The sequence below is a fragment of the Suttonella sp. genome (assembly GCF_056855035.1).
Genome location: NZ_JBXGGR010000057.1, coordinates 1 through 10,803, shown reverse-complemented (window position 1 = coordinate 10,803; position 10,803 = coordinate 1). Strand labels below are relative to the sequence as shown.

The 10,803-nt window shown below is 51.1% G+C and carries 9 protein-coding genes and 1 pseudogene; 2 read left to right on the top strand and 8 right to left on the bottom strand.

The window, feature by feature from the left end:
• The 5 genes and pseudogenes from ACJHVI_RS05410 to ACJHVI_RS05390 form a co-directional block, all read right to left on the bottom strand.
• Window positions 1-239 (bottom strand): transposase (locus tag ACJHVI_RS05410; RefSeq protein ID WP_483183632.1); only part of this gene is annotated, 239 nt, incomplete at its 3' end.
• 146 nt (window positions 240-385) lie between these two features.
• Window positions 386-658: an MFS transporter gene (locus ACJHVI_RS05405; RefSeq protein WP_483183631.1), complete on the bottom strand. Its 273-nt coding sequence runs from the start codon at window positions 656-658 to the stop codon at window positions 386-388.
• A pseudogene (locus ACJHVI_RS05400) lies at window positions 645-1,883 on the bottom strand (sugar porter family MFS transporter). Before ACJHVI_RS05400 ends, ACJHVI_RS05405 begins: the two are co-directional and overlap by 14 nt.
• A 29-nt stretch (window positions 1,884-1,912) precedes the next feature.
• Window positions 1,913-3,016: an alpha/beta fold hydrolase gene (locus ACJHVI_RS05395; RefSeq protein WP_483183630.1), complete on the bottom strand. Its 1,104-nt coding sequence runs from the start codon at window positions 3,014-3,016 to the stop codon at window positions 1,913-1,915.
• A gap of 135 nt (window positions 3,017-3,151) precedes the next feature.
• Entirely contained in the window at window positions 3,152-6,535 is a 3,384-nt protein-coding gene (locus ACJHVI_RS05390) for a chromosome segregation SMC family protein (protein ID WP_483183629.1), read from the bottom strand.
• A 132-nt stretch (window positions 6,536-6,667) separates the two neighbouring features.
• Here ACJHVI_RS05390 and ACJHVI_RS05385 point away from each other — a divergent pair, with 132 nt between their 5' ends.
• Both ACJHVI_RS05385 and ACJHVI_RS05380 read left to right on the top strand, forming a co-directional pair.
• A complete protein-coding gene (locus tag ACJHVI_RS05385; RefSeq protein ID WP_483183628.1) occupies window positions 6,668-8,422 on the top strand; it encodes a SulP family inorganic anion transporter in 1,755 nt (584 codons plus the stop codon).
• 183 nt (window positions 8,423-8,605) lie between these two features.
• Window positions 8,606-9,073, top strand: a complete 468-nt coding sequence (locus ACJHVI_RS05380) for a copper resistance protein NlpE (RefSeq protein WP_483183627.1) — start codon at window positions 8,606-8,608, stop codon at window positions 9,071-9,073.
• Between the two features lie 46 nt (window positions 9,074-9,119).
• Here the strand turns inward: ACJHVI_RS05380 and ACJHVI_RS05375 are convergent, their stop codons facing one another.
• The 3 genes from ACJHVI_RS05375 to ACJHVI_RS05365 form a co-directional block, all read right to left on the bottom strand.
• Window positions 9,120-9,563, bottom strand: coding sequence for a DNA polymerase III subunit chi (locus ACJHVI_RS05375; RefSeq protein ID WP_483183626.1), 444 nt, complete (start codon window positions 9,561-9,563; stop codon window positions 9,120-9,122).
• Complete coding sequence (locus ACJHVI_RS05370) at window positions 9,560-10,414, bottom strand: D-amino-acid transaminase (RefSeq protein ID WP_483183625.1); 855 nt, start codon at window positions 10,412-10,414, stop codon at window positions 9,560-9,562. The genes ACJHVI_RS05375 and ACJHVI_RS05370 overlap by 4 nt, the downstream gene beginning before the upstream one ends.
• 197 nt (window positions 10,415-10,611) lie before the next feature.
• Window positions 10,612-10,803 (bottom strand): transposase (locus ACJHVI_RS05365; protein ID WP_483183624.1); only part of this gene is annotated, 192 nt, incomplete at its 5' end.

Sequence of the window (10,803 nt, the reverse complement as noted above, 5' to 3'; positions counted from 1 at the left end):
CTGCGTTCTAATTCAGGATCGGAAAGACTGTGCCATTGTCCCAACAATATTGCACGAAACATCGGCAACAACGGATAAGCAGGACGACCGCCGTGGTCGCGCAAATCAGCCACTTTTTTACTAGCAAGAGTGTGTTCAATGGCTTGCCAATCGAGCAGTTGGGTGATTTTAAGCAAGGGGAAACGGTCAGCGTATTGGTTGAGCAGGGTTTGGGCGGAGTGGTAGAAGAAGCTGCTCATGGAAAAATCCTCTAAATTCTGGGTTGGGGGAATTTAGAGGACTTTTTGGGGTTTTGCAAAGGTTTCTTCCTGTGGATTTGTAACTCTTTTTGATTTCTTTAACTATATATTGATTATCAGGCGGGCGATTGTCCGCCTTATGTTATTTAAGAAAGCAGGCGATCCATTTCTTCCAATGCTTTGTGTCCGATTTCCGGAATCCAGCGTTTGACCATAAAGAAAGAGCCGATACAGCAAATGCCGTAGAAAACATAAGTCGGCCCCAAGCCCAAATGCGCCAGCATCGGCGGAAAGCTCCACGTTATAGTCAAGGAAATGAAAAAGTGGTGCAGTAATGCTGCTAACAGGTAGCGCAGAGAGTACGGCGAGATGTGTTTAAACTGTAACTCTTTTTGAATTCCTTGACTATACCATGACATTGCCGATCCAATTGGCGCAAACGGCAATGCCTAAAGCGGTGGTGCGGATTTTATTCGGGAATATTTCGCCCAAGACCACCCACATTGCCGGTCCCCAAGTGCCGCAGAAGAAAATATAGAACACATGCGCGCTAATCAATGCCAGCCATGACAGATGAGGCGCTAAGACTAAGCCCGTATCACCCTGTTTGGCATAGAAAAAGATAAATCCCGTTATCCATAGCGAGATGCCCATGCCGACATAACCTGCCAAGAGAAGTTTTTTACGCCCGATTTTGTCAATCAACAGCATGCCGACGACGGTCATCAAGACGCCGATAATCGTTGTGCCGATGGGCACGGCGAAGGATAAACCTTGTGAGAAGCCCACCGCCGCCCATAAGGACGAGGCGTAATACAAAATAATATTGATACCGCTGAATTGCGCGACGAAGGCAAAACAAATGCCGACCCAAACCACCGGCACGAATAAGGTTTTGGGCGACAGCACATTTTTTATCGCCACAATGTCGTCGGGATTGCCCAAACTGGCTTGGATTTCGCGGATTTTCTCTTCCGGCTGCTGCTCGCCGCCGTAGCGGATTAAAATTGCCTGCGCTTCGTCCAAGCGGTTTTTCGCCACCAAATAACGCGGCGATTCGGGCAATTTCAGCGCCGTCACGCCATACAGCAGCACCGGCAGCAGCTCGATTAAGAGCATCCAGCGCCAAGCGACAAGATCGCCTCACAGCTCGGCATTAGGAGAGCCTTTTGCCTGCGCAAAAAGATAATTGGAAATGAAAGAAAACAGCAATCCCATAGCAATCGCCAATTGCTGCAAACTGCCCAAGCGACCGCGCAGATGCACCGGCGAAACTTCTGCGATATAAGCCGGTGCGATAACCGCCGCAATACCGACGCCGACACCGCCGACCAAGCGCCATAGCGCAAAACTCCATAAACCGCCCGCCAATGCCGAACCGATTGCCGAGACGGAAAACAGCAATGCGGCAATCAGCATGACTTTCACACGTCCGAAACGCGCTGCCGCCAGTCCTGCATACCAAGCCCCGATTGCTGAGCCGATTAAGACCGACGCCACCGCAAAGCCCAATTGCGACTCGCTCAAGCCGAAGCCGTGTTCGACGCTGCGAATCGATTCCACCGTGCCGCTGATGACCGCCGTGTCGAAGCCGAATAGAAAGCCGCCCAAAGCGGCAATGACGGCGATATAGATTACTGCCATGGTATCGGCATGATTGTCTTTTGCTTTCATCATGTTCTCCTTTGCTGACTTAACCATTCCAATATGCCCGTTTCATGTTCGAAGCAGGCGTTTTCATACATCATCAAATACACGCCGTGCGCATTTACCGCCTGATTTTGCACCTGTACTGCTGCGGGAAAATCGCTACGCAGCGGATAATTTCTTGCCTGCAAGGACTGCGCCCATTGCTGCGAAGGTTCAATCGGGGCGACCGTATCGCCCTGCGCATGCACAAGCCACAGCGGCACGTCGCTGCTAAATTCTGTCGCATCGGGCAATGCCGCCGGACAAGCCAGCGCCGCGGCGGCAAAATACTGCGGCGCAGCAGCTAATAAACGCAAAGACTGATAAGCGCCCATAGAAGCGCCGATAAGATAAATGCGGCGGCGGTCAATACGGGGCTCAAATGCCAATACTTGTTCGATAATGGTCTGCAAATCCGCTGTGTAATCGCGTGCCGCGCGGCACAGGCGCTGATTGAAAACAAAATTATCTAGCCAATAAGTCGGGCATTGCGGCACTAGAACAAAAGCCTCCGGGAAATACGGCTGCATATCGGCGCCGAACATCCAATGCGCCATCTTATCCGCCAATAGCGGACTGTGAATTTCTCCGCCGCTGTCGCCTTCGCCGCCGCCATGCAGACAGATAATCAAAGGCGCGGCTTGCTCTGACGCATTGGGACTATGCAGAAAATAGCGTATATCGCGGTAGGCGTATTCTTGAAATGTGTCTAATGCCGAAATACGCGGCGGCAAAAGGCGCAAGCGCAGTTTTTGTCCGTGCCACAGTATCCGCCATTGCACTTCAACCGAACGCTGGGTAAAGGCATCGGCATCAAAAAACTGGTATTTGCGCGCAGCGCTAAATTCATGAGCGGCAAAAGACAAATAATAGCCGCCGTCTGCCAGCGGCGCGACGCTTGAGATGGGCAGGGCTTGCCAAGAGGAAGCCGTATTTTTACTGCATAGAAAGACTTGCAGATGCCGAGCATCAAAATCACTCGGCAGGCGGGCAAAATGCAATTCGAGAGCTGCAAACTGCGCGCCCAAGGCGGAAATGTCAACAATCGGACGGCATTGAACATCCATAACATGCGGATAAGACGACATATTCCCTCCTATGATTTGCAGGTATCATAGCAATTCCCCATGTGGATGCCTATGGGGAGGAAAGATAAAATTTTCTATAAAAAACAATGATAAAAATTAAACAACTGTTTCTTTAAAAATATGTTTTTAATGGCTTTATTTTTCTGCCACGTCTTCAAATTTGACCGAGACCAAACGTGATACGCCCGGTTCGCTCATGGTCACGCCGATTAGGCGGTCGCAAGACTGCATAGAGCGCTTATGGTGGGTAATCATGATGAATTGCGTATTGAGCGACATTTCGCGCAATAGGGCGCAGAGGCGACCGACATTGGCATCATCCAACGGCGCGTCGATTTCATCCAGCAGGCAGAAGGGCGCCGGATTGAGTTTGAAGAAAGCAAATACGAGGGCAACCGCGGTAAGCGCTTTTTCTCCGCCGGATAACACGCTGAGATTTTTAACCTTTTTCCCCGGCGGACGTACCACTAAACTGATGCCGGCTTCCAAAATATCGCCTTCTGTCCATTGCATTTTGCCTTCGCCACCACGAAAGAGAAGGGGGAAGAACTCGCTGAAATAGGCATTGACGCTGTCAAAGGTACTGCTGAGGCGGCTGCGCGTTTCATTGTCTAATACGGCAATCGCCTGCGTGAGCATATTGAGGGTATTGCGCAAATCTTCGCATTGCTGGTGCAGACTTTGATATTCGCTGTCGCTTTGCTCGAAGGCTTCGACGGCGGCGAGATTGACCGCGCCCAGTTTGTCCATCGCATTTTTTAAGCCGCGAATCCGCGTATTGAGCGCATTTTCATCTATTTTTTCATCGGCGGCGAAAGCGATAATCGGGCGGTCGTCTTGTTGGATGGCGGCTAATTGCTGCTGCAATTGATTTTCCAGATTCTCCAGACGCTCATGGCGGTTGTCCAAACGTTCTGCGGCGAGCTGGCGCGCGTGCACACCGGCGCTTTGCCGCTCTTTGGCGTCTTGCAGGGCAATTTGGCTGCTATCCCAAGCGGCGAGGGCGCTTTGATAGGCGGCTTCGCTGTCTTCATTGATTAAGCGGCTGTTTTCAAGACTGAGTTGCTGTTCTTCCATTAAGTATTGCAATTCTTCCGCTTCCTGCTGCCAAGTCTCGATTTGGCGGCGGTTGTCCTGAATTTCGCGGGTCAAGCGTTGCTGTTGACGGCTTTGCGCTTCGATTTGCGTTTGCAGAGTGTGAATGTCTTGGGCAATCTGCTGACGGACATTTTCCTGTTCGCGCAGCGCCGTTTGCGCTTTTTTCAATGCTTCATTCGCTTGGTCGCGCGCCTGTTCTAAGCTGCCGATATCGCTTAAATGGGCGCTTTCGCGCTGCGCTTCCGCCAGTTCCTGCTGGGCATCTTGATAAACTTGCTCGGCGGCGGCAATGTCTTCTTGCAGGGCAAGTCGCGCCTGTGCTTCTTTGGCGCGCAAATTGCGCTGATGCTCGGCGCTTTGACGCAGCAACTGCTGCTGATGCTGAAGTCCCTGCAATTGTTTTTCTTGGGCGGATAAGGTCTGTTGGGCTTGTTTTTCCTCCTCGCGCGCCTGTATCAAACGCTGCTCGGCGCTGTCCATTTCGGCACTGCATTCAGCTAATCGCTGTTCTTGCGCTTCTTGTCGGGCTTCTAAGTCTTGCAGCTCGGCAAGGCGCTGCATCAAGCCTTGATTGTCGTGGGCGAGGGCGGGCAGATAGGCGTCTTGTCCGATAATACTGCCGTCAAGGCTGAGGAAATATTGTCCTGCCGGCAATTGTTCGCGCGCAATGTCTGCATCGTATTGCGCCAAAGGCTGCAGATGGGCGAGCAATGCGCCCAAAGCGGCAGGGCTGTCAATGATGTCTTGCCAAGCAGCAGGCGCGCTGCCCGCCGCCAAGATGCCTTCGGCATTGGGAATGTGGTTAATGCTGCTGTTAAGGCGCGCGGCAAAATGGCGCTCGATGGCGGTTTGCCATTGCGCGCTAATGGTTAATCGCTGATAGAGAGCTTCGCCGCCGTTATCTGCATCATTATGATGCTGCGGCAGCCAATCAGCGAGGGCTTGCAGACGGTGCTTAATCGCTTGCAATTGTTTGTCGGTATCGCTGAATTGTGCGGCGGCGTTTGCGGCGGCGGCTTGACAGCTTGCGCGCGCTTCTTGAGCGCTTTCATATGCAGCTTGGCTGTGCTCTAAGGCGATTTGCAGACTTTCTATCGCCATTTGATTTTCTTCTAAGGCAAATTGCTGCTCTTCATCCTCGCCCGCTTCCTGTTGCTGCTGCCCTAAGCGTTCATGCAATTTTTCTTGCCGCACTTTGGCTTCTTGACTGCGTTGGGCGGCGCGTTCGATGCGAAATTGCAGGCGGTTGTGCAATTGCCGCGCTTCTTCATAGGCGGCATGACGGCTTTGCTGCGCTTGTTCCGCCTCTACGAGCGCGGCTTGATATTGCACAATATCTTGCTCAATCTGCTTCAGCGCGCTACTTTTGCTGTCGCTGTCGGCTTGCCAAGCAAGGGTTTCATGGTCATCGGCTTGCAATTGGCTGTTAAAACGTTGCAAACGCGTTTGCGCTTCGGCAATGCGCTGCGCCAAATGTTGGGCTTGTTGCTGTTGCTGATGCAGTTGCTGTTCTTGTTGACGTAACTGGGCTTGCTGCTGCTCGCGATGCTGCCGCTGCCTGTCATAGTCTTGACGCGCGGCTTGTGCCTGCTGCTGTGCCGCTTCGGCGGCTTGATTGGCCTGTTCTTCGGCAATCATCGCATCAGCAAGCGCCTGTTCTTCTTGTTGGTAATCCTTGTCCACATGGGCGATTTGCAATTGCAGGCGGTTGATTTTCCAACTGGCAAGGCGGTGGCTCAATTCGCTGTGTTCGCTTTGATATTCGCGATAAATCCTTGCCGTTTCCGCTTCTTGTCCCAAACGCTGGCGCTGCTTCGCCAATTGCTCGAGGCGGTCGTCATGGCGCGCCAAATGTTCGCGCGTTTGCTCCATGCGCTTTTCGCTGTCTTTGCGCCGACTTTTATACACGCCGATGCCCGCCGCTTCTTCAATAAAGGCGCGTAATTCTTCCGGTTTGGATTCGACGATGCGGCTGACCATGCCTTGTTCGATGACGGCATAGCTGCGCGCGCCGACGCCGGTGCCTTGCAGCAGCTCGACTACGTCTTTGCGTCGGCAACGTTGCTGATTGATGCTGTAATGCGACTCGCCGTCCGAGCTGACGCGGCGCTGCACCACAATCTCGCCGTATTCGGCAAAAGCGCCGCCGGCGGCACCAGCGCTATTGTCAAAGTGCAGGGCAACCGTTGCCATGCCGCTGGCACGGCGCGATTTGGCGCCGCCAAAAATCACATCGGTCAGCGATTGTCCGCGCAATTGTTTTGCCGCGCTTTCGCCCAATACCCAGCGCACCGCATCAATGATATTGGATTTGCCGCAGCCGTTGGGTCCGATGATGCCGGTAACCGGCGCATCAACGGGGAATACCGTGTTATCGGCAAAAGATTTGAATCCGGCAAGGCGGATAGCGGTCAGGCGCATAATGTCGTCGTCGTAAAAAGCCGCGCATTATACTGGAAAAGCCGCCGCTTGCAGCAGCGGCAATTTCTGTCTAGCTTTGCAGCGGCTTTATCTATATCATATTCATATTCTTTTATTTTTCCCCGCCTTAACATGTGGACAGAAATTAAACACGCCGCCATTCAGTACCTTATCCGCTTATTTTCCATGCTATTCGCCATGCGCGCTTGGCTGGGTATCAGCAATGGACGCACGATTCGATATGATTTTTGGGCGGGACTGACAGGAGCGGTGATGGTGCTGCCGCAGGGCATCGCTTTCGCCATGATTGCCGGTTTGCCGCCCGAATTCGGTTTATACAGCGCGATTGTGGTGCAACTCATTGCCGGCTTTTTCGGTTCTTCTTGGCATATGGTCAGCGGGCCGACAGTGGCGCTTTCTATTGTCATACCGGGGATTGTCAGCAATTATGCCGTCATCGGCAGTCCGCATTATATCGGCTTGTCTTTATCGCTGATGTTTATGGTCGGGCTAATTCAATTATCTTTCGGCTTGTTCCGCTTCGGCAGTTTGGTCAATTTTATTTCGCATACCGTGATTATCGGCTTTACCGCCGGCGCAGGGCTTTTGATTGTGATGAGCCAATTGCCCACCGCTTTGGGGGTCAGCCTCACACAGGGTTTGTCTTTTTTGGAAAAACTGCCTGCGCTGTGGGCTCAATTGCCGCATATACATCTGCCGAGCGTCTTAGTAGCGGCGGCGACCTTATGCAGCGCGATTGCAGTGCGCCGCATCAAGCGGTCTTATCCGCATATGCTAATCGGCATGTTGGTCGGCAGTATTGTCTGCGTCTTATTAGGCGATTACACAAAAGAAGTCGAGCGTTTGGGGGCATTGCCCGCCGCTTTACCGCAAATCGGCCTGCCGAGTTTGGATTTCGGCTTATTCGCCAATATGATTCCCTCCGCCTTCGCCTTGGCATTATTGGGATTGATTGAAGCGGTCTCGATTGCGCGCTCCATCGCCATTCGTTCGCATCAAAGAATTGACAGCAATCAGGAATTTTTTGGGCAGGGCTTGTCGAATCTGGTCGGCAGCTGCTGCTCCTGCTATGTCGGCTCGGGCTCGTTTAACCGCAGCGCCATCAATTACGATGCCGGCGCACGCACGCCCTTGGCATTGCTGTTTACCTCTTTGATTATTATCGCGGTATTGTTTTTTATCCCTTGGATAACGCGCTATCTGCCGCTGCCGGCAATGGCGGCGACCATCGTCTTGGCAGGCTACAATCTCTTTGATTTCTCTCATATCAAATTGATTGCCAAAAGCAGCCGCAATGAATTTTCGATTATTGTGGTGACTTTCCTCTCCACTTTATTCTTAAATCTGGAATTCGCCATTTACGCGGGCGTCATTCTGTCATTAGTTCTGTATTTGCAAAAAACCTCGCATCCTTTGCTGAGCTTGGTAGATTTTTCCAGCGTACAACCGGTATTTGAAGAGGGTGTAGCACCGGTGAAACTCACGGTATTGCGCCTAGACGGTTCTTTATTTTTCGGCGCGGTCAATCATGTGCAAAATACGCTGGCGGATTTAAGCAAAGGTCGCGGCTGGCAACATGTGGTTTTGCTGACAGAAGGCATGAATTTGCTTGATGTTTCGGGCATTGAAATGCTGGTGGCGGAAAAGCAAAGACTGCAAGAAAACGGCGGCGATTTGTATTTAATCGGCATGAAGCCGCATGTGCGGCGCAAATTGCGCAAAACTCCGTATTGGCGGCAGCTGGGCGGTCAATACAATATTTTCGACAGTACCTATATCGCCTTCCGTAATTTGTGCAAGACGCTCGGCATCCGCAACTATCGCGAATTTATGAAGCACCTGTTTCGCGACTACAACAAACTATAAGAATCGATTAAAAACAGACCGTTATTTTTAAGGCTTTGTTGTATTTGTGCAACACGTTGAAAAATAGATAAATTAAAGTGAAATCCGCACTTGTCAGCTAAATCATATTAAAGCTAAGATGTGCACCCTAATCAGAGGGCGAAAACAAACGCCTGACAATATAAAACCGGATCGAGAACAACAATGCAAAATAACACACGCATCGCCCATGCGGCATTATTAAGTCTTAGCCTTGTAATAAGTGCTTGCAGCAGCACGAATTATCCTAACAAAGCGGCAAAATCTCCGACAACAGCTGCCCCCGGTGCAAATTATGCTGAAGTAGCCAATGCACGGCAAAAATTACAGTGGTCGGGCATTTATCAAGGCATTTTTCCTTGTACAGGCTGCGAAGGCATTGCGACCATGCTCACTATTAAACCCGATATGAGTTTCACTTTGCGCACACGCGAACTGGGACGCGAAGACATTGATAAGAAAAGCGAAGGTAAATTCGTCTGGTTGAGCGATAACAGCCATATCCAATTGCAAGGCACGGATAGTAAAAGAATATTCCGTATCGGTGAGGGCTTTATGGAACTGATGGGCGCTAACGGCAAACCGGTTACCACTGCCAACCGCAAAGATTTTATTCTGGAAAAAACGGATTAGTTTTTGGATAAGCATTCGAGTTAATAGCCGCGTAAAAGCGGCTTTTTTATTCGCTCTTTAAATGATGCGTTTCCAGCGCTAATTCTCTTTCCTGATAATGCTTATAGCGTTTGCGCGTGGCGGCCAAAACCTGCGGCTCCTGAATCACAATCTCAAAAATGTGCGAACAGGTGCGCGGCATATCCGCCTGCGCTTCCAAACTTAAATTAATCAGCACATCGCAGTCGCCGGCGCGATTCGGCGCCGCGGCAAGCAAAATCTTCGCCTCATCCGCCTCTGCGCTGCCGACCACGGCATGCGGCAAAAAAGCCTGCTCGGGATACTGCCATAAATACACATCCAGCGCATGGCACATCGCCTCATCCGCACACAGAATGAAGACGTGCTGCGCCTGTGCCAAAGCCTTATCCGCCAATTGGCAGACCAGACGATAACGCGCCTGCGTCTGCGCATGGGCAAAGACATAAAAACGTACCAGCGGCTGACTCATTCGCTGCTAAGCTGCTCAAGTGCGGCAGTATAGCGGCGGCGCAATTCCAAAGTAACCGCCCCTGCCTGCCCATTGCCAATCATCTCGCCGTCGATATTGACCACAGGCGTAGCCCAATTGCCGGCGGAAGTAATAAAAGCCTCATCCGCCAAAATCGCCTCTCTCGGCGTGAAAGCCTGCTCCACCACCGTCAGCCCCATCTCCTTGATAATGCCGAACATCGTGCGGCGCGTAATGCCGTTTAGAATCTCATTATTCGCATAGCGGGTAAAAATGCGGTCGCCTTTGACGATATAGGCATTATTCGCGCTGCCTTCAGTTACATAGCCCTCGCTATCAACCATCCAAGCATCGTCAAAACCATGATGTGCGGCAATCGAGCGCGCCAGCGACTGCGCCAGCAGCTGCGTTGTTTTGATATCGCGGCGCAGCCAGCGGATATCGGGCAGCGTTTGCACGGCAATCCCCCGATTATCGGCATTGAGCGGATCAAAAAACAGCGGAAACATCACCAAATTAGGCTGCATATCTTCCTTAATCAGAAAATCGCGGGGACCGCTGCCGCGCGTGATTTGCAAATACACCTCGCCGTTATCCAGCTGATTGCGCGCAATAATTTCCTTTTGAATATGAATGATTTCTGCAAGACCGGCAGGGCTGGGCATATTCAGCTCGCCCAAAGAGCGGAACAGACGGTCAAGATGCGGCTCATTGTCAATCAAACGCCCCTTGATAACCGCGCTCACCTCATAAACCGCATCGCCCATTAAAAAACCGCGGTCGAAAATGGAAATCTTGGCATCTTCGGCTTTACAGTATTCGCCGTTCACATAAGCAATACAATTATTCATCAGACTAACTCCGCAAAAAAAGCACATCATACCGCAGGGCAGCAGGCAGGCAAATAGTAAGGTAAGTCGGATTCTTGAATCCGATAATTCCATAATTTAATCAATTGTTTTTAAGAGATGAAAACAGCAAAGCTGTAGGTCGGATTCTCGAATCCGACAAACTCATAATTAAACGAATTTTTTTAAGGCTTGAATTGTCAAACCAAGTGCAATACTTTTTTAAAGTAAACTTCATAAGGTGTTTTCCAGCCTAAACACTTTCTCGGTCGTAGATTTAATTTATCAACGACCGATTGAATATAATCATCGCTCCACCGGTTTATATCCTGTTGCTTGGGGAAATACTCCCTGAGCAACCCGTTTGTATTTTCATTTGTCCCCCTTTGCCA

Excerpts from the sequence above, each read along its gene's own strand:
- ACJHVI_RS05370 (WP_483183625.1), bottom strand. The coding sequence starts at position 10,414 with ATGAATAATTGTATTGCTTATGTGAACGGCGAATACTGTAAAGCCGAA.
- ACJHVI_RS05390 (WP_483183629.1), bottom strand. The coding sequence starts at position 6,535 with ATGCGCCTGACCGCTATCCGCCTTGCCGGATTCAAATCTTTTGCCGAT.
- ACJHVI_RS05385 (WP_483183628.1), top strand. The coding sequence starts at position 6,668 with ATGTGGACAGAAATTAAACACGCCGCCATTCAGTACCTTATCCGCTTA.
- ACJHVI_RS05375 (WP_483183626.1), bottom strand. The coding sequence starts at position 9,563 with ATGAGTCAGCCGCTGGTACGTTTTTATGTCTTTGCCCATGCGCAGACG.
- ACJHVI_RS05380 (WP_483183627.1), top strand. The coding sequence starts at position 8,606 with ATGCAAAATAACACACGCATCGCCCATGCGGCATTATTAAGTCTTAGC.
- ACJHVI_RS05395 (WP_483183630.1), bottom strand. The coding sequence starts at position 3,016 with ATGTCGTCTTATCCGCATGTTATGGATGTTCAATGCCGTCCGATTGTT.
- ACJHVI_RS05405 (WP_483183631.1), bottom strand. The coding sequence starts at position 658 with ATGTCATGGTATAGTCAAGGAATTCAAAAAGAGTTACAGTTTAAACAC.